This window comes from Paenarthrobacter ureafaciens (assembly GCF_004028095.1).
In the GTDB taxonomy this organism is placed as follows: Bacteria; Actinomycetota; Actinomycetes; order Actinomycetales; family Micrococcaceae; genus Arthrobacter; species Arthrobacter ureafaciens.
Window position 1 is genome coordinate 1,082,244 of the sequence record NZ_SBHM01000007.1, and the last position, 25,849, is coordinate 1,108,092.

22 protein-coding genes are annotated in these 25,849 nt (G+C 63.4%); 8 read left to right on the top strand and 14 right to left on the bottom strand.

The window, feature by feature from the left end; translation table 11 throughout:
* Positions 1-61: 61 nt before the first annotated feature.
* Positions 62-2,857, bottom strand: coding sequence for an FG-GAP repeat domain-containing protein (locus AUR_RS09290; protein WP_062098594.1), 2,796 nt, complete (start codon positions 2,855-2,857; stop codon positions 62-64).
* Positions 2,858-3,135: 278 nt separating this feature from the next.
* On the opposite strand from AUR_RS09290, the gene AUR_RS09295 reads away from it, so the two are divergent.
* The gene (locus AUR_RS09295; protein WP_062098596.1) at positions 3,136-3,372 is read left to right on the top strand and encodes a hypothetical protein; all 237 of its coding nucleotides are present in this window, start codon (positions 3,136-3,138) and stop codon (positions 3,370-3,372) included.
* A gap of 47 nt (positions 3,373-3,419) precedes the next feature.
* Here AUR_RS09295 and AUR_RS09300 read toward each other — a convergent pair whose 3' ends face one another.
* Positions 3,420-3,707, bottom strand: coding sequence for a MoaD/ThiS family protein (locus AUR_RS09300; protein WP_031217229.1), 288 nt, complete (start codon positions 3,705-3,707; stop codon positions 3,420-3,422).
* An 8-nt stretch (positions 3,708-3,715) separates the two neighbouring features.
* Positions 3,716-4,960, bottom strand: a complete 1,245-nt coding sequence (locus tag AUR_RS09305; RefSeq protein WP_241650894.1) for a WD40/YVTN/BNR-like repeat-containing protein — start codon at positions 4,958-4,960, stop codon at positions 3,716-3,718.
* 845 nt (positions 4,961-5,805) lie between these two features.
* Here AUR_RS09305 and AUR_RS09310 point away from each other — a divergent pair.
* The 4 genes from AUR_RS09310 (at position 5,806) to metH (ending at position 11,130) form a co-directional block, all read left to right on the top strand.
* Positions 5,806-6,225 (top strand): hypothetical protein, encoded by a 420-nt coding sequence (locus AUR_RS09310; protein WP_062098600.1) that lies wholly within the window; start codon positions 5,806-5,808, stop codon positions 6,223-6,225.
* 304 nt (positions 6,226-6,529) lie between these two features.
* Entirely contained in the window at positions 6,530-6,670 is a 141-nt protein-coding gene (locus AUR_RS20275) for a hypothetical protein (RefSeq protein WP_164888670.1), read from the top strand.
* A gap of 73 nt (positions 6,671-6,743) precedes the next feature.
* On the top strand, positions 6,744-7,409 hold the full coding sequence (locus tag AUR_RS09315; RefSeq protein WP_062098604.1) for an ArsR/SmtB family transcription factor: 666 nt from the start codon (positions 6,744-6,746) through the stop codon (positions 7,407-7,409).
* A 58-nt stretch (positions 7,410-7,467) separates the two neighbouring features.
* Positions 7,468-11,130: a methionine synthase gene (gene metH / locus AUR_RS09320; RefSeq protein WP_062098605.1), complete on the top strand. Its 3,663-nt coding sequence runs from the start codon at positions 7,468-7,470 to the stop codon at positions 11,128-11,130.
* 73 nt (positions 11,131-11,203) lie between these two features.
* Here metH and AUR_RS20280 read toward each other — a convergent pair whose 3' ends face one another.
* The 7 genes from AUR_RS20280 to AUR_RS09355 all read right to left on the bottom strand — a co-directional run bounded on the left by AUR_RS20280 (position 11,204) and on the right by AUR_RS09355 (position 19,466).
* The gene (locus AUR_RS20280) at positions 11,204-11,368 is read right to left on the bottom strand and encodes a hypothetical protein (RefSeq protein WP_021474501.1); all 165 of its coding nucleotides are present in this window, start codon (positions 11,366-11,368) and stop codon (positions 11,204-11,206) included.
* A 95-nt stretch (positions 11,369-11,463) separates the two neighbouring features.
* Entirely contained in the window at positions 11,464-12,279 is an 816-nt protein-coding gene (locus tag AUR_RS09325) for an ABC transporter permease (protein WP_021474502.1), read from the bottom strand.
* A 2-nt stretch (positions 12,280-12,281) separates the two neighbouring features.
* The gene (locus AUR_RS09330; protein WP_021474503.1) at positions 12,282-13,199 is read right to left on the bottom strand and encodes an ABC transporter permease; all 918 of its coding nucleotides are present in this window, start codon (positions 13,197-13,199) and stop codon (positions 12,282-12,284) included.
* Complete coding sequence (locus tag AUR_RS09335) at positions 13,196-14,308, bottom strand: ABC transporter ATP-binding protein (RefSeq protein ID WP_062098607.1); 1,113 nt, start codon at positions 14,306-14,308, stop codon at positions 13,196-13,198. Before AUR_RS09335 ends, AUR_RS09330 begins: the two co-directional genes overlap by 4 nt.
* 48 nt (positions 14,309-14,356) lie before the next feature.
* Positions 14,357-15,442 (bottom strand): ABC transporter substrate-binding protein, encoded by a 1,086-nt coding sequence (locus tag AUR_RS09340; RefSeq protein WP_021474505.1) that lies wholly within the window; start codon positions 15,440-15,442, stop codon positions 14,357-14,359.
* A gap of 563 nt (positions 15,443-16,005) precedes the next feature.
* Positions 16,006-18,900: an ATP-binding cassette domain-containing protein gene (locus AUR_RS09350; RefSeq protein WP_062098609.1), complete on the bottom strand. Its 2,895-nt coding sequence runs from the start codon at positions 18,898-18,900 to the stop codon at positions 16,006-16,008.
* Complete coding sequence (locus AUR_RS09355) at positions 18,897-19,466, bottom strand: hypothetical protein (protein WP_062098611.1); 570 nt, start codon at positions 19,464-19,466, stop codon at positions 18,897-18,899. Before AUR_RS09355 ends, AUR_RS09350 begins: the two co-directional genes overlap by 4 nt.
* A gap of 266 nt (positions 19,467-19,732) precedes the next feature.
* Here AUR_RS09355 and AUR_RS09360 point away from each other — a divergent pair, with 266 nt between their 5' ends.
* From AUR_RS09360 to AUR_RS09370, 3 genes are all read left to right on the top strand, one after another.
* A complete protein-coding gene (locus AUR_RS09360; protein ID WP_128397127.1) occupies positions 19,733-20,218 on the top strand; it encodes a flavin reductase family protein in 486 nt (161 codons plus the stop codon).
* Positions 20,219-20,382: 164 nt separating this feature from the next.
* A complete protein-coding gene (locus AUR_RS09365; protein WP_062098615.1) occupies positions 20,383-20,814 on the top strand; it encodes a DoxX family protein in 432 nt (143 codons plus the stop codon).
* Positions 20,815-20,889: 75 nt separating this feature from the next.
* Positions 20,890-21,534: an NADPH-dependent F420 reductase gene (locus tag AUR_RS09370; protein ID WP_062099402.1), complete on the top strand. Its 645-nt coding sequence runs from the start codon at positions 20,890-20,892 to the stop codon at positions 21,532-21,534.
* A gap of 477 nt (positions 21,535-22,011) precedes the next feature.
* Here AUR_RS09370 and AUR_RS09375 read toward each other — a convergent pair whose 3' ends face one another.
* From AUR_RS09375 to AUR_RS09390, 4 genes are read right to left on the bottom strand one after another with little or no spacing between them, the layout of a single operon-like run.
* Positions 22,012-22,197, bottom strand: a complete 186-nt coding sequence (locus AUR_RS09375; protein WP_021474511.1) for a hypothetical protein — start codon at positions 22,195-22,197, stop codon at positions 22,012-22,014.
* Positions 22,198-22,240: 43 nt separating this feature from the next.
* Positions 22,241-23,410, bottom strand: coding sequence for a glycerate kinase (locus tag AUR_RS09380; RefSeq protein ID WP_062098617.1), 1,170 nt, complete (start codon positions 23,408-23,410; stop codon positions 22,241-22,243).
* Positions 23,411-24,619, bottom strand: coding sequence for a dihydrodipicolinate synthase family protein (locus tag AUR_RS09385; RefSeq protein ID WP_062098618.1), 1,209 nt, complete (start codon positions 24,617-24,619; stop codon positions 23,411-23,413).
* Positions 24,616-25,785, bottom strand: coding sequence for a Gfo/Idh/MocA family protein (locus AUR_RS09390; RefSeq protein ID WP_128397128.1), 1,170 nt, complete (start codon positions 25,783-25,785; stop codon positions 24,616-24,618). The genes AUR_RS09385 and AUR_RS09390 overlap by 4 nt, the downstream gene beginning before the upstream one ends.
* Positions 25,786-25,849: the final 64 nt, after the last annotated feature.

The window sequence follows — 25,849 nt, forward strand, 5'->3', positions numbered from 1 at the left end:
CAAAAAAAACGTTCGCCTCCCGGTTCACGAAGAACCGGGGGCGAACGTTTTCTGTGTACTCCTACAGGGGATTCAGTTTCACCGGCTGGAACTTACCCCCACCGGTCCCGGCGTACAGGAGCAAAGTTCCGTCGCCGGCTACTCCAACCACCGACGGGTTGCCGGTACCCGTGAAGCCATTGCCCAGAGCGGCGATGCTGGAGAACATGTTCCAGCCGGATCCCAGGTTCATTCGGGAAAGGAAGCCACCCGAACCGTTGCCCGGGTAGAGCCACAACCCCCCGTCGGAAGCACGGCCCAGCAGGTCTTCGCGGCCGTCGCCGTTGAAGTCCCCTGCCTGGAGGACCAGGTTGAACATGTTCCATCCGGTGCCGATCTGCTTCCGCGCAAGGAAACCACCGGCGCCGTCACCCGGATAGAGCCACAACACGCCGTCCGAAGTCTGCCCAACGATGTCGGCTTTACCGTCGCCGGAGAAGTCGCCCGGCGCCAGCAGCTGCGTGAAACCCTGCCAGCCCATCCCGATCTGCCGACGGGCAAAGAACTTCCCCTTGCCATCGGTCGGGTAGAGCCAGAGCGTCCCGTCAGGGGCCCGGCCCACCAAATCCGGCCGCGAATCGCCGTCGAAATCTCCGGCACTAAGGATGGTGTCGAACATGTTCCAGCCCGACCCCACCTGCACCCGCGGCAGGAAACCACCGGAACCGTTGCCCGGATACAGCCATAGCGCGCCGTCCTTGCTTCGCGCCAGGACGTCCGCCACGCGGTCGCCGTTGAAGTCGCCCGCTTCCCACACCTGGTCGAAGGCGGTCCAGCCGGTGCCGATCGCCAGACGATCGGCGAAGCCGCTGCCGTCACCCGGGTAGATCGTCATGGCGCCGCCCGCCGCAGCGGCCAGCACGTCGTCGGACTTGTCCCTTGTCAGGTCCTCGCCACCGATCAGGTCGCCCGCGCTGTTCCAACCACTTCCGACGGCGGCTCGCGGCAAGAAGCCACCCTTGCCGTTGCCGGGGTAGACATAGAGGGTACCGTCGCCGGCGCGGCCAAGAAGCCCTGCGGATCCGCCGCCGAATGAACCCGCCGGTGCGAGGGTGTTGAAGACATCCCAGCCCTGGCCCAGCAGCACCTGGCTTTGGAATCCACCGAAACCGTCCCCCGGGTACAACCAGAGACGCCCGTCCGGACTGGAGGCGATAACGTCGGCGCGGCCGTCCCCGGAGAAATCGCCCGGTGCTACCAGCTGGGTGAATCCTTGCCAGCCGAATCCCACTTGGCTCCGGGAGAGGAAGCCGCCCTTTCCGTTGCCCGGGTAGAGCCAGAGCCCGCCGTCGCTGGTCCGGGCGAGGACGTCAGCGAAACCGTCACCGTTGAAGTCCGCAGTGCCGAAAACCGCGTTGAAAATGCCCCAACCGGAACCGATCTGGACAGGATCGGCGAGCCGGTTTCCCGGCAGTCCGCGGAACAGCAGGAGGGAACCGTCGGCCTCGCGGGAGATGACATCGGCGAGCTTGTCGCCGTCGAAGTCGCCGGCCGAGAACCGCATCCGCGTCTTGAGCTTCGGATCGGCGTTGATGGTGACCGTTGCCGACGTGGCAGAAACGGAATCGATGGTCACCTGGGTGCCGGTATGGGTGGTGAAGGTCCTGCCCGCCGGCCACGAGTGGTTCTTGGCGTACCAGGGCTCGGTGAACGGAACCGTTGACGGCATGAGGATCAGCGACGACGCAATGGTCGCCCCGCCGCGTTGGACAATCTTGACGCCCTTGTTGCCCTCTTGGCCCGGGTTCTTCAAATACGAGTCATAACCCACCGGTTGCCGAAGTTCGAGGTAGTACACCTCTTTACTGACGGGGTCGGTGAATTTGATGGCACGCTGGGCGTCGGTTCCGCCCCACGGTTTGAGGGTGTAGCTCTTCACACCACCCGCGACTCCGACGTCGCGGATTTCATCGCCCCGGCCGAGCCCTGCATAGTCCCAGAACGACGAGCTGATCACAGGCTGGTTGTACTGCGCCGCGCCCATGATGTCCGTGGTGTCGCCGTATTCGCGGATGTAGCAGGAAGGATCGGTGAACCTGCCGCTGCTGTCCGTTCCCACATCTGGAACGCCGCTGCCGCACTGCAGCGCATCGGCGTGCATCAAACCGATGACGTGGCCGAACTCGTGGCTCATCACGTTGTTGGAGAAGCTGCTCAGCTGCGGCAACAGGACCCTGCCGCTGTAGCTGCCGCTGCTGTAGCCGGCGCCGAGCGCGTTGCCGGACAGGGTGGATGAGGGAATGAAGATCACCAGCGCGGTGTACGGGCTGGCCTGCCACTTCAACTCGCTGGTGATGGTGGACATGATGACGCTGTAGTGGTCAGTGGACCGCGCCTTGGACTGGAATCCGGACACCTTGCTGTCCACGGTCATCGACAGGCGATTGTTGGTCATCGCCTTCCAGTAACTGCTGGTCGAGGCCACCACCTGCTCGGCACCGGCCATGGAAACGGTGTTCGAATTGTCCGCCAGCTTCGCCGTTACCAGACGGACGCGGATATCGCCGCTGGGACCCGTGGCGGCCACGCCGTCCCGCAAGAGGGCCTCGACGTCGGAAGGTCCTTGTGCGGCCTGCGCACCTGCGCGCGGGTCACTGGACCGGGTGTCACTGCTTTGGGGGGCACCGCCTTGGGGGGCACCGCCCAACGGCGTCTCGAACACGTGGTCCGAATGGGGCGTCCCCTCGACGAACTTTACGTTCGGATTGTCCGGCGAGGGCAGCGGAACGGCCGTTGCCGGGGCTTGGGCAAAAATGAGGCTGGAGGCGAAAACCAGCAGGCCGGTGGACACGGCAATTGACCGCTGCAAGAAACCCATCAAAATCTCCCAGAGATGGAGCCTTTGGTTCCCGTGAGTCTCAAGAACCGACATCAGGGTACAGCGGCAGGCTTGCGGGCCTGCGGAAGAGGCGGCCAACCGTCGGCGCGTCTTACCGCCGCGGGCAGGTCCCGGCGTCGAGCGTGTCCGGAAACCCGGGCAGCGCGCAATGCTTACCGGGCCCTAACCATGCGGAAATACTGCGGCAACAATGCCCCGCCACACTGGAATGGCCGGCAAGCGCAGGCACCAGTTCCAGCTCCAGCCAGGAGGACACCATGCTGAAGGAAGCCAAATCCCGAACAACACGTATTCGCGCTATCAGCCAGCTCCATCGTGGAGACGAAATCGAGGCCCGACTGTCCGTTGGACCCGCTTACGATGACGTGGTCATTCGCCGCGGTCGGGTCCAGGAAACAGCCCCTGGAATCGGCGTCGTGTGGATCATGGACCACGCCTCCGGGATGAGGAAAGCCATCAATACCGACGAATGCAGTGTTTGGCGCGTCGCCTGAGCGACCCCGCACCAGAGCAGAACCCCGGCGCCACACCCCGTGCCCGTTCAGCCGCCGGCCACGGATTGGATAATCAACACCTCCTGGCCGCCCGCTACCTCCGTATCAAGCCCCTTGAGCCGCCGGACCTCGTCACCGTTCACGTAAATATTCACGAAACGGCGGAGTGCACCGGTTTCATCACGCAAACGCCGGGCAAGGACCGGGTACTCACCGGTCACAGTGTCCAGCAACTGTCCAACGGTCACGGCCCCGTCGGCGGACGCAGTCAGGTAGGACTGTCCGCCGACGAGTGGCTGCAGGACACCGGGAAGCACGACCGTTATGTCAGCCACCATCGGCCCTAACCGGGTACCGGGTCACTGGTGGGACTTTCAGGATTGCCGTCCACTTGGGCGGCTGTATCGACGATCACTGCTGCTTCCGCCAGGACGTTGGCTTCTGCTGCCGCCAAGGGCGTTTCCAAGCCCGCCGGGTTTCCAACCACGACGGCGGCCCTCACGCAGAGCACGTCCGGCAGGTGCGAGATCACTTCGGTGAAGGTGCCGCCCTCGTCAGCACTCGCATAGACCGATCCGCCGCGGGTTCCGAAGTACACGCCGACGGGTTCGGCTGTATCCACGGCGGCGGCGTCACGCAGCACTGCGTTGTATTCGTGGTCCGGGAGCCCAGCGTGAAGCTCGGTCCAGGAGTCGCCGGCATCGTCCGTGCGGTGGACACTCAGTTTGCTGTCCGGCGGGATACGTTCGCCGTCCGCCTTCAGGGGAATGACCCAGGCCGTACCCTCGCGGCGGGGGTGCGTCAGCATGACGAAGCCGAAGTCAGCGGGCAGGCCCTCCGCGATCGAGCTCCAGTTCTCCCCGTTGTCGTCCGTCCGGTACACGCCGTGATGGTTCTGGGCGTAGAGCCGCCCCTCCACCGTGGCATCGGCCGCGATCTTGTGGACACACTGACCGAACTCCGGGTTGGGATCGGGCATGAAGTAGGCCGAGATTCCCTTGTTCCGGGGCTCCCAGGAGGTGCCGCCGTCCATCGAGGTATAGACGCCGCCCGTGCTCATGGCGATGTGTACTTGCTCGCCGCTGGGATCCACCACGATCGAGTGGGCCGCCGCACCTCCGTAACCGGCACCCCATTCACTGCGGTGGGGGTGGTCCCAAAGTCCGCGGTTCAGCTCGAAGTGTTCGCCGCCGTCGGTGGATTTCCACACGGAAATGGGCTCGCAACCTGCCCAGACGACGCCGGGGCGGGAATCGGCGTCGGGATATATCTGCCAAATGCGTTCCAAGGCGGCGTCGGTGCCGTCCGGAAACTTAATGGCGCCGTGCTCTGGTTCGGTCCACGTCGCGCCCAGATCGTCCGAGTGCGCCACGGTGGGCCCCCAGTGTTCGGAGCGGACGCCGACCATGATCCGTGTTTTGCCGTCCCGCGTATCTATCCCGATGCTCGGTATCTCGCTCATCAGGAAGTGCGGGCCGGAGAAGGACCAATCTATGCGGTCCGGACTGGTCGCCAGCCACAGACCCTTCTTGGTCCCGATCGCCAAGACATAACTCTCTGCGGTATTTGGGGTTGCCATGATCCCCATCGAACCATCGTGGGATAGGGAGGGCAATGGGTTCTTGGTGGCTATGTGGACAACAACGTGACTCTGACATCAGGCAGCGGAAGAGATTCGCATCACTTTCCAGCACCTCCGCGCACTACCTATTCGTGAAGGTGTGTTGCAACCGGGCAACCCTTCTGCTCTCTGGCAAGCGCGCCATTGAACTGAGTCTCTTTAGATTGGGGAATCTATGAAAAGGCTAGGCAGCATCGCGTTGGCATCAACGCTCGCGGTTGGCAACACATTGATCGGCAGTCAAGCTGCCAAGGCAACTAGGTTGCTCCATGGGCAACTAGTTCGACTGTTCGGGGGGAATGGTTAACACATGGCTATTGATTCAGGACAAAATTCTGAGAGTTTAGTCAGCGCCCAAAACGCGGGATAAAGGCTTTCACAAAAGCTACACTGATAGCTATCTTGCTTGGCGGCACGCTCGGATTCAGCGCAGGCGCCGCATACGCCACGAATACGCAAAGTCTTATAGGCCAGTTCTCGACTGGTGGGAGGACATACCAAACGTTGGCCGCGCTTGATACAACGTGGGACGGCGGTCGTGGGAGTGCAGCATCTTTTATTTATGCCCAAGGAGGTGACGTCCCCGTCGGCTGGATGTACGCACGCGGCCGTGCCTTTATTGGCGGAAACTTCTGCGATGAGGGATGGGAGGCTTACAACGGCATAGTCGCCCACCAACTTGATAACGGTGTATGGCTTTCATGCGGCTACGGGGCCTACCAGTCCTATGGAGTCGTCGGCGCTTGGAACGGCAACAGCTACAACTACTACTACACTTACCGGACACCAGCCGCATACGGGGGGCTCTAGGCATGAAATCATTTACTAAGCACCGCAGGGCCTTCGGGGTCGCGGCCACTACCGTCGCTATTGCAATCGGCGGTGTAGTTGGGTTTGCCATCACCACGGCAAACGCCGGAGCACCTACCGTCCTAATCGAAAAAGGAGACAAGGTGGACTTCCCCAAGAACGCTCGAGGTGAAACCTTCGGGTCAGCAATGGATGCGCGAACACCGGCCGACGAACCAGATCTCATAAGTGCCATTGGGGACGACGGAAAGATCGGATATCTAAAGAAGGCTGACCTGGATCAGGGAACCCCTAACTCGCCGGAAGAAGCCATTCAGATGCAGAATGCTCGGAAGGACGGCTCTGGACGGGTTTTGAAACTCTACGCCGAAGATGGTACGACCGTCATCGGTCAACGCACAGTAGGCAAGGCCGCACCCTAGGTCAGGTCCAAACAGACGAATCCGTTTGACGTAGGCAGCCGCCCTTCTGCAGCAGGGTGGCTGCTTCGTTTTGCCTGCATTAGGCGTGGGTCGCATCGCGTTCAGTGGTGGCTGCAGTGGAAGCCAGGCCCCGATGCGGACCCGGTTCTGTTCGCACGTCATTCTTGAGATGCGGAGCCGCGCACCTCTTCCACCGGAAGATCGAAACGGAGGGCGCGGACGCGACTGGAGGGTTTACAAAGAAGTCTTTGCAAAGGTATCTTTGCATTACCGCAAAACCCTTATCCGAAAGAAGGTGGGTCCCTTGTTTGAGCGAGTCCGACTCCTGTTCACCCACACCAGCGCTCCGCTTGAAGAGCCCGCCACCCGGTTCAATGGAGCCCGCCTCGAGCAGATGCGTGACGATGTGTACGTCTTCATGCACCAGATCGGCCCACGGCAATAAACCTCCGCAGCAGCAACCGCGCGCACAGGCCGGGCGCGGCTGCGGTCCACGGTTCTCTCGTAGGCTGTAGTCCATGAGCGAAGACCACCAGACGCCGTCGCCGGAGGAACCCGCAACTGCTGAGGCCACCGCCGACAGGACAGTTGACTTCGTCTCCCTGAAGGCCTTGGCACACCCATTGCGGATTCAGTTGCTCGAAGTGCTTTCCAGCTACGGCGCCCAGACAGCCAGCAGCATCGCCCAGCGACTGGGCGAGTCAAGCGGTGCCACGAGCTACCACCTGCGCCAGCTCGCCAAGCACGGGTTCGTGCGGGAAGTGGCCGGCAAAGGCACTGCCCGGGAACGCTGGTGGGAAAGGCCGCCCGGATCGCTCACCATTTCGACGCCGGATCTCGCCTCGAACCCGGCCAGCCGGGAAGTAGCGCGGCTGGTCAACCACGAGATGGGAGTTCAACGGGCCAAGGTGCTGGAAGACTTCCTGGACCAGTCCCTGGACGTACTCCCCACGGAATGGACCGAGGCCAGCATGATTGCCACGCTCCACACCCACCTGACGTGCGGGCAGTTGGCAGAGCTCACCAAGGAAACGGAGATGTTCCTGCGTTCGCGGTTGGACAAGTACCGAGGGCAGCAGGGAGAACCGGGCACACGACCGGTGCAGATCCAGTTCAACGCGTTCCCCATCGTGGACCCGCGCCGACCCACCGACGGCAACCAATCGCCGTCGTTATCCACATAAGGCGTAGTACACCGAAATACGACGCAGTGTGTCAGACCCCCGCCCGTAGTCTGTTCATATGGCCCGTTTTGCGCTCGATATTGATGCTGTCCCCCGCCCTGCCCGTTCCCAGTCGCTGCTGGATGCTGTGAACCACCGCGTGGTGATCGCCGACGGCGCCATGGGCACCATGCTGCAGGGCCGGGACCTTTCACTGGAGACCGACTTCCAAAACCTGGAAGGCTGCAACGAAATCCTCAACGACACGCGTCCGGATGTCATCGGAGACATCCACGACGCCTACTTCGCAGTGGGCATCGATGCAGTGGAAACCAACACCTTTGGCGCAAACTGGTCCAACCTGTCGGACTACGGCATTGATGACCGCATCGAGGAACTGGCCAGGAAAGGCGCCCTGATCGCCCGCGAGCGCGCCGAGGCAGCAGAGGCCAAGGACGGCCGCGAGCGCTGGGTCCTTGGTTCCATGGGGCCGGGCACCAAGCTCCCCAGCCTTGGCCACACCACTTACGACTACCTGAAGCAGACCTTCGCGTTGCAGGCGGAAGGCCTGATCGACGGCGGCGCGGATGCATTCCTGATCGAAACCAGCCAGGACCTCCTGCAGACCAAAGCTGCCGTGAATGGTTGCAAGCAGGCGATTGTTTCCCGTGGTGTCCGGCTCCCGATTTTCGTCGAAGTAACGGTCGAGACCACGGGCACCATGCTGATGGGTTCGGAAATCGGCGCTGCCCTGACCGCGCTGGAGCCGCTGGGCGTGGACGCCATCGGCCTCAACTGCGCCACCGGCCCGGACGAGATGAGCGAGCACCTCCGGCACCTGTCCAAGCAGTCCTCGGTGGCTATCGCCTGCATGCCCAACGCCGGCCTGCCGATCCTGGGGGCGAACGGCGCGCATTACCCGCTCTCCCCGGCGGAACTCGCCACAGCGCACGAGCAGTTCGTGCGTGAATTTGGCCTTGGCCTGGTGGGCGGCTGTTGCGGTACGACGCCGGAGCACCTGGCCGCCGTCGTCGAACGTCTTGAACCCTTCCGCACTATCAGCAACGCCCCCGACGCCGGCGCGGCGGCCGGGAACGGCGACGGCCCCGCGCGGGTGCCCAGCGAACGCGAACCGGGCGTCGCATCCCTGTACCACCACGTGCCCTTTGACCAGGAGTCGGCGTACCTGGCCATCGGCGAGCGCACCAACGCCAACGGCTCCAAGGCGTTCCGCCAAGCCATGCTGGAAGAGCGCTGGGATGACTGCGTGGATATCGCCCGCGAGCAAGTACGCGTCGGTGCGCATTTGCTGGACGTATGCGTCGACTACGTTGGCCGGGATGGCGTTTCGGATATCCAGGAAGTGGTGTCCCGCTTCGCTTCGGCGTCCACGCTCCCCTTGGTCATTGACTCCACCGAACCGCCGGTCCTGAAGGCAGGGCTGGAGCTCATCGGCGGACGCCCGGTGGTCAACTCCGTCAACTACGAGGACGGCGACGGTCCCGAAAGCCGCTTTGCCCGCATCATGCCCCTCGTGAAGGAACACGGTACGGCCGTGATCGCGTTGACCATTGACGAGCAGGGCCAGGCACGGACCACCGAGGGCAAGGTGTCCATCGCTTCCCGCCTGGTTGATTCCTTGGTGGCTGAGTGGGGCATGCGGGTTGAAGACATCATTGTGGACGCCCTGACCTTCCCCATCGCCACGGGCCAGGAGGAAACCTGCCGCGACGGCATCGAAACCATCGAGGCCATTCGACAAATCACCACCAAGTACCCGGGCATCCAGACCACGCTCGGCGTCTCCAACGTCTCCTTTGGCCTGAACCCGGCGGCGCGAATGGTGCTCAACTCGGTGTTCCTGCACGAGGCCGTACAGGCCGGCCTCACCAGCGGCATCATTGACGCCGCGAAGATCGTGCCTCTCGCCTCGCTGCCTGAAGAGCAGCGCAAGGTTGCGCTTGATCTCGTGTGGGACCGCCGCGAGTACGACGCCGATGGAAACGTCACGTACGATCCCCTGGCCACCATGCTGGACCTGTTCGCGGGCGTCGACAGCGCAGCACTTAAGGACCAGCGCGCGGCGGAGCTTGCCGCCCTGCCCACCGGCGAACGCCTGCAGCGGCGCATTATCGACGGTGAGGGCAAGGGACTCGAGGAGGACCTGGACCTGGCACGCAGCGAAGGCATGACGGCCCTGGGCATCATCAACGACCAACTGCTTGAGGGCATGAAGGTGGTTGGCGAACGCTTCGGTGCCGGTGAGATGCAGTTGCCGTTCGTGCTTCAGTCCGCCGAGGTCATGAAGAACGCGGTTGCCCTGTTGGAGCCGCACATGGAGAAGTCGGATTCCTCGGGTAAGGGCACCATGGTGATCGCCACGGTCCGCGGCGATGTGCACGATATCGGCAAGAACCTGGTGGACATCATCCTCACCAACAACGGCTACAAAGTGGTGAACATCGGTATCAAGCAAGGCATTGCCGAGATCATTGCCGCCGCTGAGGAGCACGACGCCGACGTGATCGGCATGTCCGGGCTGCTGGTGAAGTCCACCGTGGTGATGAAGGAGAACCTCGCCGAGCTCCAGTCGCGTGGCCTTGCGAAGAAGTGGCCCATCATCCTTGGTGGCGCAGCGTTGACCCGTGCTTATGTTGAGCAGGACCTGGCGGAGCAGTTCGAAGGGACTGTCCGGTACGCCAAGGATGCGTTTGAGGGACTCTCGCTCATGGAGCCGCTGGTGCAGGTGGCCCGCGGCGCCGACCCGGATTCGGTGGGCCTTCCTCCGTTGAAGAAGCGCATCCACAAGGGCGGGGCGAAGTTTACGGTGACTGAACCGGAGGCAATGCCCGGCCGGTCCGACGTCGTCGCGGACAACCCCGTTCCGACGCCGCCGTTCTGGGGCACCCGCATTGTTCGCGGCGTAGCCCTGCACGACTACGCCGCGTTGCTCGATGAGCGCGCCACGTTCATGGGCCAGTGGGGCCTGAAGCCGGGCCGGGGCGAGGACGGCGCCTCCTACGACGAGCTGGTGGAACTTGAGGGGCGTCCCCGCCTCCGGTATTGGCTGGACCGGATCCTCGGCGAAGGAATGCTGGATGCTTCGGTGGCCTATGGCTACTTCCCGGTGGTGGCCGAAGGCGAGCAGGTAGTGGTGCTGCACCACGGAGAGGACTCCGACGGCGTCCTCGGGACCCCGGGCCTCCTTGCCCCCGACGGAGGCTCAGGCGGTGCAGTGGGCTCCGAGCGGTTGCGTTTCGACTTCCCGCGCCAGCGCCGCGACCGGCACCTGTGCCTGGCCGACTTTGTGCGTTCCCGGGAGTCCGGCCAGATCGACGTCCTGCCCGTGCAGTTGGTGACCGCGGGCGCGAAGATCGAGGAGTTCACCTCCAAGATGTTCGCGGCCAACCAATACCGCGACTACTACGAACTCAACGGGCTGGTCATGCAGCTTACCGAGGCGCTGGCTGAGTTCTGGCATGCGCGGATCCGGTCCGAACTGGGCTTTGCCTCCGAGGAGCCCAAGGACAAGGCCGGGTACTTCAAGCTGGATTACCGCGGCGCACGGTTCTCGCTGGGCTACCCCGCCTGCCCGGATATGGAAGACCGCCGGAAGGTGACGGAACTGCTGAAGCCGGAGCGGATGGGTGTGGTCCTTAGCGATGAGCTGATGCTGCACCCCGAGCAATCCACGGACGCGTTCGTGTTCCACCACCCGGAGGCGAAGTACTTCAAGGTGTGAGTTAAACACCGTTGAAGGCCCGGGCTTGCATGGCCCGGGCCTCCGAAGGTTGCGGCGTGGTGTCTGGAAGTGTCTAGCGGACCAGCTGGCGGTCTCCCGGCTGCCCGCGCCCCAGCTGGGCGAGGACCTGACCCACGATCAGCTCCGGGCTGTTGTTGATCCCGGCCGAAATGTGGCGCTCATCCGCGTCCGGGGCTTCGAGGGTTTCCAGCTGGGAAGCCAGCAACGTGGCAGGCATGTACTCGTGAACCCGGGCGTTGATCCGCTCGCTGATGGTTCCGGCACTGCCGGTGAGATGGACAAACGCGGCATCCCGCGCATAGGAGCGAAGAATCAGCGCAACGCCTTGCGCAGTCCCATGACCCGTTCAACAATGACCACCACGGCCAGGGAGATCAGGATGAGGATGACGGACAGGGCGGCGACGGCGGCGTCCGCTGAGTTTTCCACGTATCGCAGGACCTGAACCGGCAGTGTGGGGAGGCCCGATTCCGCAACGAACAGGGAAATCACGGCCTCGTCGAAGGAGACGATGAAAGCAATGACGCCTCCCGCGATCACGCCCGGCTGGATGATGGGCAACGTGACCCTGCGGAACACGGTCCAGGAGTTGGCTCCCAGGATCCGGGCTGCGGCTTCGCAGGACGTGTCCGTGGTGGCGAGGCTCATCAGCGTGGTCCTGATGACGAACGGAATAGTGATCGCAATGTGGCCGATGATGATGCCCGCGTAGGTGTTGGTGAGCTTGAGCGGCCCGAAAAGGAGGACCATTCCGAGGGCGAGCACAATGCTCGGGATGAGCAGGGGTGACAAGAAGAACGATTGAACCGCGGCCTTCGCTTTGAACTCGAACCTGTCCAACGCCAGGGCTGCCGGAACGCCAAGCGCCAGAACAATGACAGTGACGATGACTGCGACGATGAGGCTGATCCTCATGCCGTTCATGAACGTGCTCTCCTCGGGGAGCATCTCATACCACTTGAAAGTGAAACCCTCCGGTGGGAAGGAAAGGTACTGGTTCGAGGCGAACGAAACAACGAAGACGATCAGCAAAGGTGCCAACAGGAACAAGTACAGCAGGAACACAAGGATGCCGAAGGCAGGCTTGGCCGGGTTGAAGCGTGGCTTGAAAAGGCGGGCCTCGGACATGGCTAACCTCCGATTTTCTTGGTGAGGCGCTGATATACGGCGATGATGAGGCCGAACAAAACCAACAGGATCACAGAGAGCGCTGCAGCGAAGGGCCAGTTCAGCAACCCTGTGGTCTGGTCGTAGATTTCGGTAGCGAGGACCTGGACACTTCCGCCACCCAGCAGCCGCGGCGTAATGAAGGTGCTGATGGAGAGCACGAAGACCAGCAGGAATGCGGTGAGGATCCCGGGCAGGCTCAACGGCAAGGTCACTCTGGTGAAGACCTTGAACTTGCTGGCCCCCAACGAGCCGGCCGCTTCCTCAAGCTGCGGGCTGAGGCGCCCGAAGCCGGAGATCATGGCCAGGATGGCGTAGGGCATGAAGATCTCAACCAAGCCGATGGTTACGCCGGTCATGTTGTTGGTCAGTTTCAAGGGGGTGTCGATGAGGCCCCAGTCGGCAAGGGTGGAGTTCACCAGGCCGTTGGTCCCAAGAATGACCATCCACCCGTACGTCCGGACGACGGCAGACGTCAGCAGCGGAGCGATGGCTATGGCAATGAGCAAGCCGCGCCATTTGCTGGTACTGCGCGCGAGGAACAGCGCCACCGGGTAGGAGACGATGACGCACAGCACGCCCACCGTGACACCCATCTGGAACGTGTCCAGGGTGACGCGCCAGTAGTAAGGGTCCGTGAGGGGCTGGATGTACGTGTCGAGGGTGAAGGTCTCCTCGATGACGCCGTCAGGTGCTCCCTTGTTGAAGGACATCCGGACCATGTAGGCGAGCGGGAAAACGAAGCTCACCACGAGGCCGAGGAGTCCGGGCAGCAGCAGTGCGAGGTAGGTCCGCCTGTTCCGCTTGGTGGTTGCCTGCTCCAGCTCCCCTTCTGCCGCGCCTAGCCTTGGCCGCTGCAATGGTTCTTTGAGCGTGGTCATGATGCGGAACTTTCCGGGGCTTCGGGCAGAAGGTAGGCATCCTGGGCATCCCAGGACAGGTAAGCCGCGTCTCCGAGCCTGGGCAGCTTTCCGCTGGAGGTCAGGAGCTGGGCATTGAGCGTGCGGTCTGCGACTCTGACGCCCACCGAGAGGGCATCTCCGGTGTAGCTGATCCGCTCGATAATGCCGGGGATGGCATCAGTGGCACCCTGCTCCGTGCCAACCCTGAGCCTATGCGGACGAATAACAAGTTCGCGGGTGGAGCCGGCCATGCCCGGAGCTCCCACGGCACCGAACTGTCCCAGGCCTTCCACGTCCACCTTGTAGTGGATTTCACCGTCGGCAGCCGAACCCATCTCAGCTACCACCCTCGCCTTCAGGAAGTTGGCCTGGCCAATGAAGTTTGCAACAAACCGCGTCCGGGGCCGTTCGTACACTTCGGTGGGCGATCCGAACTGTTCAATCAGGCCACCATTCATGACGGCAATGCGGTCGGCCATGTCCAGGGCCTCGTCCTGGTCATGGGTGACAAAGAGTGTTGTGGCCCGTGTCCGTTGCTGGATGGAGCGAATCTCGGTGCGCATTGTTTCGCGCAGCTTGGCGTCGAGGTTGGACAACGGCTCGTCAAGGAGAAGCAAGGTGGGTTCCACCACCAGGGCCCTCGCCAGGGCGATGCGCTGCTGCTGTCCGCCGGAGAGCTCCTTCGGCTGCCGTTTGGCCAGATGGCCCAGTTGGACCATGTCCAAGGCGCTGGCAACACGCTTCTGCTGCTCGGACTTGGACACCTGCCGCATCTGAAGGCCGAAACCGACGTTCTGTTCAACGTTCATGTGCGGGAACAGGGCGTAGGACTGGAACACCATGCCCATCCCGCGCTTGTTGACCGGGGTGTGGGTTATTTCCTTGCCGTCCACCACGATCGATCCCGCTGTGGGATCCATTAGCCCGGCGACCATGCGCAAAGTGGTCGTCTTACCGCATCCCGACGGGCCGAGGAGCGCCACCAGGTGCCCCTCTTCCACCTCCATGTTCAGGCGGTCGACGGCCGGATCAAGGCCGGCTGCGTATCTCTTGGTCAGATCCACGATCGACAATTTGGATTCAATCATTTTCAGTTCTCCTGAAGCGAAGTTGGTCGAGGGGCGCGCTGCCGGGCGCTACTTGGTGATGATTTGGCGCTTCCAGGTGTCGGTCCACTTGTCACGGGCCGAGGACAGGAACTGGACATCGAGGGGAACGATGTTGAGCGAACCATCAGTGGGGACCACGCGATCCTTCACCTCGGCCGGAAGTTCGGCGTTGGTCACGGACGGTGCGTAGAAGAGGGCCTTTGCGAAAGCCGTCTGGGCTTCGGGCGACAAGGCGTAGTTGATGAACGTTTCAGCGGCCGCCTTGTTGGGGGCGTCCTTCACCAGGTTGACCGTGTTGATCTGGTAGACCGTGCCTTCCTTCGGGAAAGTCACGCCCATCTTCTTGTTGCTCTGGTCGCTGTAGAACTGGCCGCGGGCGTTCTGGCCGAGGCCAAGAACGGTCTGTCCCGTAATGACGTTCTGGTATTCGTCCGGGTTGGGTGCGAACGTCTGGACGCCAGGGGCCATCTCCTTCAGCTTCGCAACTGCCTTGTCGATGCTTTGGGTGTAGTCCTCCCCTTCCATCTTCGAGGTGATCGCCGTCAGGGAGAGACCGAGCAGGGACGGAGGAGCGTTGACGTTGATCCTGCCTGCGTATGCCGGGTCCCAGAGCACATCCCAGCTCTCAGGAGCCTTGGGGAACGTGGCCGTGTCGTACAAGAGCCCGACGGCGTCCAGCATGACGACGGGACCGAAACCGCTCTTGTCCTGGAACTTCTCAGGAACATTGGCAAGGTTGGGGACTGCCGATTCATCGATCTTGTCGAACAGGCCCTGGGTGTTGCCTGTGGTGGACACGGAGTTGTCCATGATCGCCACGTCGGTTGCGGGATCGTTCTTCTGACCCTGCAACGCGCTCAGCATCTCCGCAGATGACCGCTTCGACGAGTAATTGATCTTGATGTCCGGGTACTTGGCCTTGAAGGGTTCGATCACGGCTGCGTTGTACTGGTCCTGCCAAACACCCGCGTAGGCGATGAGGTTGATTTCCCCCGACGTGGCGCTGGAGTTGCTGGTGCCGGCGCTCCCTGAACCACCTCCGCACCCGGTGAGAACGAGTGTGGCCGCGGCTGCCGCCGCCAGCACCACTTTGCCTTTACTGAACAGATTCATTAATTGACTCTTTCCATGTGGAGGAAGAATTTGACGTCGTCAGCAAATGTCTTCCGAGGGTGCAGGGAAATGTTTATTTCTATTGGGGTAGAAAAGGGAAAATATTGATAAGGATGTGTTCCCGGCTCTCAACCTAATGCTGGAGATATGCATCACACAAAGACCTATTGAGTATCCCTCCATAGCTTTCCCTTATGACGCCCGGCACCCACGACGCCGCCATGACCGGCCTGTTGGCAAAGCACCCGAGCGGGTCATCTGATTTGCTTATGCAGGTATCAGGATTTGATCTTGGTCATGAGCCGCCCCGGAACCTAACGTGGTCTCGCAGAAGGCAGAAAGCCTTAACGAGTTCGGGATTGCGATTGGGAGGCTAACGTGAAGAAGGTCCGCATTTTTCCCGACGAATCACGGAGCGGCGCGCCGCTATTGGCAGCCAGGACAGGATCCCACTGCCCAGCCAATGGATTCTGGCTGCCGGAAGGCAGCAGCGGACAGCCGATCTTCGTTTTCGAAGGCAGTGTTATGCCTGCCAGCGAAACGGGCGCTGTGGTTTGGCACCTTCAGGCATCGGCAGAGACGGGGCGGGCGGCACCCTGACCTTCCGCAGCCGTTCCGGACTGGCCGCTCAGCGGCTTCGCGCGTCTCAGCGCCGCAAGCACCGCGCGTCCCACCAACGCGATACCCACGATCGTGGTGACTGCCCGCAGGGTGTCCCATCCCGCCGTCGAAGTGATGAACGAATACAGCAGGAAGCTACTGAGGTTGGCGGACAGCGGGGCGCCCGGTACGTAGGAGATGCCCGTCCCAGCGCCCACTGCGAAAGGCCAGAACCACAGGTTGGTCAGCAAACCGAACACGTAGGACGCCACAACGCCGTAAGCGCACAGCATCCACAGCTCGGCCTTGCCGCGCACGTTCCGGGGCAGGAGGCCGGCCCCGGCGCCGACCCAGGCGCACGCGAAGATCTGGAACGGCGACCACGGACCAATACCGCTCCACAGGGCACTTGAAACAGCGATCGTCGCAGCGCCCAGCAGCATGCCAAAGCGGGCACCGAAGGCGCGGCCTGCCAGGATCAGCAGGATGAAGACCGCTTCAACGCCCCCGACGCCGGTGCTCGCCACCCGGATTGCGGAACCAACCGCTGCAAGGACTCCGAGCAGCGCTACTGTGTGCGCCGAGCGGACGGAGCCGTCGAGGGACACGACAATGGCCACCACCGCCAGCGGCGCAATGGCAAGAGCCGCATAAGGAAGTGCGGCTGCGGCATCCTGGGGAAGCGCGGCTGCGACCAAGGGCCAGCAAAACGCTCCCAGGGCCAGCACGTTTGCTGCCGCGAGGATGGCCACTTCGACGGACCGCGGCATGCGGAAATGCCGGGTAGGGCGGCGGGTAGCGTGCAGTGCGGGCATGGCAACGTGGTCATGCCTTGGGTTCGCACCATGCAGGGAGATGGACTCCGGCATCGCCTCCGCCGGAACAGCCGGAGCAGGAGCTGGCGCAGCAACTGGCACGGGAGTAGGCCCGGGAACAGCGGGAGCCACACCCTCACGCATCGGGAGTATCCGGGCGCCGATTTGCCGGGCGAAATCAAGATCGTGCGTGGCAATCAGGACCGCCGCGCCCGTCCCCGCCGCCGCACGCAACGCCGTCGCCACGGCACCCCGGGCTGTGGGATCGAGGCCCCTGGTGGGTTCGTCGATGAGGAGGACCTGGGGGTCGTCGGCTGTCTGCAGGGTGATGGCAGGGATGCGCCGCTCCCCTGCCGAGAGATCCCGTGGGTGCTCGGTTCCGCCGGGCATCCCTGGCTGTCCACGAAGGAGTGCCAAGCGGGCCCAGGCCGGGATGGTTGGTCCGGCAACCGTATCCCGTCCGCCGGCGCTGGCTGCATGCCGGGCGGTGCGTCGATCTGCCGCACGGAGTTCTCCTGCCACGGTATCCCGGGTGAAGAGGTCATCTGAGGCGTCGGGTACCAAGGCGATACGGCCGCCGTCGATCTTCGCTTCGCTACCGGTTCCCTCGCCGAGGGCCAGAGCAACCAGCAGCGACGATTTTCCGGCACCGTTCGGCCCAACCAGCGCCACGATCTCGCCCCGGTGCACGGACAGCGAAGCATCGCGCACCAACGCTTTACCGTCCCGATGCACTGACAGGTTGCTCGCGGAGAGCACGCGTTCGGCTCCCCGAGGCTCTTCGATCGCCGCCGACGTCGGGCTTTCCTCGACCGGAAGCGAAGGTGCGGGTGCAGCGGCCGGTACCAGGCCGCCGTCGTGCATTGTCCACCAGGCGTCGGCGATCGGCACCAGGGGCCGCGCACGGTGCTCTGCGACGATGACGCAGGCTCCCGACTCCCGCGCGAGGCTGTTGAGGACGGCGATGACACGGTGCCGGGCATTCGGGTCGAGGTCGGCGAGCGGCTCGTCCACCAGAAGCACGGGCGGGCGGTCCACCACCGCGGCGGCGATGGCCACGAGGGTCGCTTCCCCTGCCGAAAGTGTGCTGAGGTCCCGGTGCAAGAGCGCCGTGACGCCGATGCGTTCCGCGACCTCGAGCGTCCGTGCCTTGGCGTCCTCGCGCGGTTCCCCGCGCAATTCCAGCGCGAGCGCGATCTCGTCCTCAACGCGCGTGCTCGCGAAGGCGGCCCGCGGATTTTGAAGCACGACGCCGATCAGACGGGCCGTGTCGCGTGGCGGCGCATCCGCCCTCTTCACAGCGCCGACGTGGACCGTGCCGGAGATATTTCCGCCGTCGACGTGGGACAGCAGGCCGGCAATGCCGCGAAGAATGGTCGATTTGCCGGAGCCGGTGGGGCCGGTGATCACGGTGACCGAACCGGGCGCAGGACGGAAATTGTCGATGCGGAGCCGGGTGCTGCCGATGGTGAAGAAGGCCTCATTGATCTCCACGGGTGCCCGGCCGGTTCCGTGGGGCGCGTGCCGGCTGTTCCGGCTGCCAAAGCCGCGCAACTCAAGGGCCGCGGCTACCCGGCTGGCATGCTCGAGCGTGCGTTCCAGCATGGGCACCAAGGCCCGCGGGCCGAATTTCTCGCCCCTCAGCCGGAAGGCCAAGCGGACGGAACGAGCGGCGTCGGCGAGCGCCGGAAGCGCGGCCCACGCGACCACCAGCGTGCGCGCGATGCCCTGGAACGGACCGCCGCGGGCAAGGCGCACAAACCCCCGGGCTACATCCACCCAGGCGTTGACCAGGCCGAAAGCGAGAATCAGGCCAGCGATCGGCAAGGCCGACAACACCGCGTCCCACAGCCCCGGTGCGGTGACAGGGCCGAGCAGGACGACGTGGGCGAACGGCGCCGGCAGCCTGACCGGCGGCAGGTTGAGAAGAACGGGACCGTCGGCGCCCGCTCCGTTAAAGAGGATGCGATAGATGACCCGCGCCGCAACGAAGATAACGGCGAGTGCCGCTGCAGCGCGTAACGGTGCGGGCCTGAAGGTCATGCCGTGGGTGTGGCGGGTGCGCCGTCAACCGTGTAGAGCAGTTCCAGGCTCTCGCCCGGCTTGACCTGCTGGGTGGCCAGGCCTTCCTGCGCGTAGGTCCAGTCACCGGAGGCGGGCTTGATCCAGATAGCCCAGTAAGCGAAGGCTGCCGGCATGGTGGCGCATTCTTCGCGGTAGGTGCCGCCCTTGTGGGTGATGTCGAAGTCGGCAGCGGGCACGCCGTTGACGCGGCAGACCAGCTCGGCGGGGTACTGCTTGGTGCCCTCGGTCTTCACGTCGGCTTGTTCGAGGACTTTGGCTGCGGTGGTGGCCTCGCTGACGGGCACGCAGACGGACTCGGTGGCGGCAGCTTGCTTGATGGCGCCGGAATCGACAATGACCTTGACGCCGTCGCAGGGGCCGGAGTCAGCGGCTGCGCTGGCAGAGGTGCTTGATGCTGCTTCGCTGGAGGTCGCGGTGGGGTTCGGCTGGGTGGAGGCCGGCGTGGAACATGCTGCGAGGGCGATGAGGAGACCGGCGGCGGCGAGGGTGCTCGCGGCGGCGGTGCGGATCTTGGGAAAAGTCACGGATTAAGGGTAGGGGTTTTAGGCGTTTTGGGGCTTGGGAACAGCCTTGTGTGACGCCGGGTGGCATGCGGTCTGCGTTGTCCTATGCCGCCGGCCCGGTCCTTGCGCCCGCCACCTTGGCCGGGGCGCCTTGGCCCGTCGCTGTCGATTGGACCTCAACAATTGTTGAGGTCCTAGGGTAGTAGGGACCCCGGAAACCCGGGGACTGCTACGAAAGCGCAGGCCCATGCCCCCCCTCCAGTGCCCCCGCAGACTCAACTCCCACGATGACCGACCTCTTCCGCAGCGCCTTCCGGTCCCACCCTGCCGGCGTAACTGTAGTGACCGCCGTCGGGCATTCCGGGCCGGTGGGCCTGACCGCCTCCTCTGTCGCGTCGGTTTCCGCGGATCCGCCGGCGCTTTCCTTCTCCCTGTCCGGCAGCCGTTCCGCCGAGCAGCTGATCGAGGCTGAAACGGTGGTGGTCCACATGATGGCTGCCTCCCAGGTGGACCTCGTGAAGGTGTTTTCCAAGCCCGGCACAGAGCGGTTCACCGCCGGCATGGACTGGACGACGCTGCCGACCGGGGAGCCTCTTTTGGGAGGAGTCCTGTGGGCGCTGCGCTGCAGGATCACGCACAGGGTTCCGGTAGGCGCCTCGATCCTGCTGGCGGCGGAGGTGCTTGAGGTTGTGGGTCAGCCTGGACAAGGTACGCCGCTGGTCTACCATGACCGCGGTTTCTACCGGCTGACGGAGGAGGCGCGGATCGGGTAGAAGAGCCCGACGGCGGCAGGCGGGCCGAGGCTGGCGCAGATCTACTGTGGCGTTTACTTGACACTTCAACTTATTGCGTGCGACGCTAGTTGTAGCTTCAACTAATGCGTAGCGACAGTCCGACTCTCAGGACGACGCTCCCCCTCGTTCGAACGGTAACCATCATGAATCAGTTCTCCCCCGCCGCTACCACGGCAGTGACCGTCCTGCGGGTCCTCGCAGGCTTCGTCTTTGCCGCCCACGGCTGGCAGAAGTTCAGCCAGTTCACCATTGCCGGCACCCAGGCGTCCTTCGCCGAAATGGGCGTCCCCGCAGCAAACATCGTCGCTCCGCTCGTGGCGACCCTGGAACTTGCCGGTGGAATTGCCCTGATCCTGGGCGTGCTGACCCGCGTGTTCGCCGCACTTCTCGCCGTGGACATGCTCGGAGCCCTGTTCCTGGTTCACGCACCGGCCGGCGTCTTCGCGGCCGATGGTGGCTATGAGCTGGTCCTGGCCCTGGCTGCGGCAGCAATCGCTATCGCGCTCTTTGGCCCGGCCAAGTTCTCAGGTGATTACGCCCTGTTCAGCCGGACAAGGTTTAAGGCCCTCGTCTAATACCGCGTGGCCCCTCCACCCAACGAAATGATCCCCGTGAACTTCCTGTCCCACCTTTTTGGAAAGAAGAAGAAAATGACTGATATCACCATCATCGGAACCGGCAACATGGCCCGCGGCCTGGCAACCCGGGCAATCGCCGCCGGCAAGAGCGTCCAGCTGCTCGCACACGAAGACAAGGCCAAGGCCCAGGTTCTCGCTTCGGAACTCGGCGGCCAGGTCTCAACCGGGGTGGTGGGCGACGAGCTCACCAGCAACCTCGTGATCCCGGCTGTCTACTTCGACGCAGCCAAAGCCATTGTTGCCCGTTACGGCGATGCCCTGAACGGCAAGGTCTACGTGGACATCACCAACCCCGTGGACTTCGCCACCTTCGAAGGCCTGGCAGTGCCCGCAGACAGCTCTGCTGCCGAAGAACTCCAGAAAATCACCGGCGCAAGCGTCGTCAAGGCCTTCAACACCACGTTCGCGGCGACCCTCGGTGAAGGTGCCGTAGCAGGACACGTCCTTGACGTCCTGATCGCCGGAGATGACGAGGCCGCAATCCAGACCGTCGTCGACTTCGCCGCCGGAGCCGGGCTCAACCCGGTGGTCGTCGGCCCCCAGCGCCGTGCCCGGCAGCTCGAGCAGACCGGCTTCCTCCACATCCTGCTCTCCGCCAATGACGAACTCCCGGCGTACCAGTGGAACTCCGGCCTGAAGCTGGTCCCCGCCGCGTAGTCCTGGTCCCCGCCGCGGTCCTGGTCCCCGCCGCTTAGTCGAAGTACCGAGGCATCAACGCAGGCCGCGCCCCATACAGTGGGGTGCGGCCTTGTTGTCGAAAGGTAGGCTGCGACGACGAGAGTCACCGGGATTAGGTCGGTTTCATGATCCAGTCGGCAAGTTCGGCAGCAGTTTCTGAAGTAATGACATGACCGCCGGGATCTTTGTGGGCCTTCGTGTTTGGTGGTGTTACGGGAGCCGGAGAGCTGGGACGCCACCAGTTTGCGGAGTCAGCGCTGGGGCATTCCGGCTTACGGCCCGGCGGGATCCCTTAGGGCGTTGAGCTGCCGTATCACGCTCCGGTTCGGGCTGGGTACGTCAATCCTGCTGGCAGAAAAGGGGCGAATTGGGCTGGTACGGGCAGCATCCCTAGATTTACGAAACGTCCATTATCGGCCTTTGTCTTACACAGGCCTGAGCGAGTCTGTTGCAGATTTACCGGCAGGGCGCAAGGATCGTATGCTCGTGGAAGTCGAGGAGTTTGCGTTCCCCAACGTCCGTGTGGATCCAAATAACGCCCAAATCAGGGTCTGCCATATCAACGGTGCCTTGCCAGCGGGTGCCGGTTTTATCCCATGCTTCAATTCGGTTGCCGGGCTCAAGGTATTGGAATTCGCTCATATTCTTGCCTCCAACGTGCGACCTGCCGTGCCCGTCGTGTCCGTCATGAATCCAGTTTGTGAAGATCAGATCCGATGGTGCTCCCAATCTGTTCTAACAGTGGCCCAGCTTGGTTGATGCATTGGGACAGATCGGGCTGCAGTTCCCGCAGAGAGTAGGCCCGGGTGAAACCGGCGAGCTCAACTTGCGAAGCGTCCAGGGCGATTTTTCCGCAGACTGCAATCACTGGTACACCGTGTTCTGAAGCGATGCGACTGATACCCAGGGGCAGCTTCCCGCCGAGGCTTTGTTCGTCCATGTTTCCCTCACCGGTTATTACGAGTGTTGAGTCCGCAATGTAGTGATTCAGTTCCAGTATGTTTTGGAAGGCAACGACTCCTGGTTCGATTCGCGCAGCCAGGACTGCGATGACAGCGTAACCGAGCCCGCCCGCAGATCCCGCTCCTGGTACCGCGGCAGCTCTAATAGCCCGAGGACCGATCTCTTGCTCCATACTTGCGACTAGATGCTCAAGTCCGGCTTCGAGGCGCGCGATGTCGGTCATCGTAGCCCCCTTTTGGGGTGCGAATATCGCTGCTGAACCCTCAGGACCGAGCAATGGGTTGTTAACGTCTGTTGCCAAAACGAATCGTGCCCGGCGAAGTCTCTTATCCAGGTTGTCCAGATTCACTGAGGCGAGGTCCATCAGAAACCCCCCGCCCTCGTGCAGAGGTTGACCGTTGGCATCGAGAAATTCGGCACCAAGTGCCGCTAGGAATCCAGCCCCACCGTCAGTGCAGGCGCTTCCTCCAGCCCCGATGACGATCTTGTTACAGCCCAGGTCCAGGGCTGCGCAGACGAGTTCTCCTACTCCTCTACTACTAGCGGTCAACGGAGCGGGTGCACCCCCTGGGAGAAGGGCTAAGCCAGCGGCATTTGCCATCTCAATAACGGCTTCGTTGCCCCGTGTTGCAAATTCTGCGACAACTGGACGTCCCGTGGGACCGCTGACTTGAACGAGACGGCTGCTGAAGCCTGCACTGATCACCGCTTTTACTGTGCCTTCGCCACCATCAGCGACCTGCAGCTGTTTGACCTGAACGTCTGGATGCACGCTGCGAAGACCAGCAGTGAGATGGGCGGCGACCTCTCGTGAGGAAAGGGAGCCCTTGAATTTATCTGATGCGATGAGAACCCGTGCGTGTCCATTCGGGCGCGGATTGGCAAGGTCCATCTAGATCCCGCTTGTCTGCAAAAATCCAGACATCCGGAAGGCAGCCAGTGCCGGGTCCTGGAGCAGGCCGGCCTGGTCGGCCAGTTCGAAGGTCTTGGCGAGGTGGCAGACGGAGCGGCCGGAGTGCAGGCCGCCGACCATCTGGAACCCGGGCTGCTTTCCGTTGAGCCAGGACATAAACGCGATGCCGGTCTTGTAGTAGAACGTGGGGGCGCTGAAGATGTGCTTGCCCAGTTCCCGGGTGGAGTCCAGGATCTCGCGGGCTTTGGCGGCGTTTCCGGCGTCGTAGTTCTGCAGGGCAACCGAGGCGGCCGGGTAGATGGCCGCGAAGATGCCCAGCAGCGCGTCGGAGTGGTGGCTGCCGTCGCCGTCGATGAGCTCGGGGTAGTTGAAGTCGTCACCGGTGTAGAGGCGGACGCCTTCGGGCAGCGCTGCGCGCAGGGCCACCTCGTGGCTGGCATCGAGCAGCGAGACCTTGACGCCGTCTACCTTGTCCGCGTTGTCCTTGATGAGGCCCAGGAAGGTCTCGGTGGCGGCAGCGACGTCGTCGGAGCCCCAGTAGCCGGCAAGCGCGGGATCGAACATGGTGCCGAGCCAGTGCAGGATCACGGGCTTGTCCACTTCCTGGAGCAGGGTGGAGTAGACCTTCAGGTAGTCGTCCGGGCCGCCGGCAACCTTGGCCAGGGCACGGGAGGCCATCAGGATGACCTTGGGTCCGGCCTCGGTGATAACGGCGATCTGTTCGCGGTAGGCCTCGAGCACGGCCTTCAGCCCGGCTTCGCCTGCGGGCAGGGAGTCGAGGTCCAGCTGGTCAGTTCCGGCGCCGCAGGAGACAAGGTCCCGGACGGACGTGCCTACTGTGGCCGCATTGTTCGCTGCAACCACGGACGCTGCTTCTACGCCGGTGCGCTTGATGAGTTGCTGAGTGGCGGCCCAGTCCAAACCCATGCCGCGCTGGGCGGTATCCATTGCATCGGCGACGCCCAGGCCGTAGGACCACAGCTCGTGGCGGTACGCCATGGTGGCGTCCCAGTCGAGCCGGGCAGGGGCGCCCGGGGTGTTGTCCGCGAGGACTTCCGGGATGACGTGGGCGGCGGCGTAGGCCCGGCGTGCCTTCAGCGGCGCGGCGGGGCGGGCCCAGGTGGTCGCGCCCTGCAGGCGATACTCCCGGGTGCCGCCGTCGTGGGAGGGAAGGATAAGGGACGTCATGAGAGGGTGATCTCCGGGATGTCGATGGTGCGGCGTTCGTCGTTGGACTGCAGGCCGAGTTCGGCCAGCTGGACGCCGCGGGCGGCCGACAGGAGGCCGAAGCGGTGCTCACGGCCGGCGACGACGTCGCGCAGGAATTCTTCCCACTGCAGCTTGAAGCCGTTGTCCAGGTCGGCGTTGGCGGGAACTTCCTGCCACTGGTCGCGGAAGGACTCGGTGACGGGCAGGTCCGGGTTCCAGACGGGCTTGGGGGTGTGGGCGCGCTGCTGGGCGACGCACTTGTTCAGGCCGGCGACGGCGGAGCCGTGGGTGCCGTCCACCTGGAACTCGACCAGTTCGTCGCGGTAGACGCGGACGGCCCAGGAGGAGTTGATCTGGGCGATGACTTCGTCGCCGCCCCGGGTCTCGAGCTCGAAGATGCCGTACGAGGCGTCATCGGCGGTGGCCTTGTATTCCTTGCCGGCCTCGTCCCAGCGCGCGGGGATGTGGGTGGCGGTCTTGGCGTTGACGCTCTTGACCTTGCCGATGATGCCTTCCAGGACGTAGTTCCAGTGGCAGAACATGTCCGTGGTCATTCCGCCGCCGTCTTCCTTGCGGTAGTTCCAGGAGGGACGCTGCGCAGCCTGGATGTCGCCTTCAAAGACCCAGTAACCGAACTCGCCGCGGATGGACAGGATGCGGCCGAAGAAGCCCTCGTCCACCAGGCGGCGGAGCTTGACCAGGCCGGGAAGGTAGAGCTTGTCGTGGACGACGCCGGCGGTGACGCCGGCCTCCTTGCCGATCCGGGCCAGCTCAATGGCCTCTTCCAGGGTTTCGGCGGTGGGCTTCTCCGTGAAGATGTGCTTGCCCGCCTGCATGGCCTTCTTCAGGGTGGCGGCGCGGAGGCTGGTCATGGAGGCATCGAAAATCACATCGACGGTGGGGTCGTTGATGACCGACTCCAGGTCCGTGGTCCACTCGGACACCTTGTGCTTCTCCGCGAGTTCGCGGATCTTGTCCTCGTTACGGCCCACCAGGATGGGTTCGATCTGGACCTTGGTGCCGTCCTCGAGGGTGATGCCGCCGGCGCCGCGGATCGGGAGGATGGAGCGCAGCAGGTGCTGGCGGTAGCCCATTCGGCCGGTGATGCCATTCATGGCGACGCGGACAATCGCTGTTTTAGTCATATTTTCCTCAGAGAGAAGGGTTGAAGGGGCGGCGCTGAGGGTTGGTAGGGTCAGCGCCGCCCCG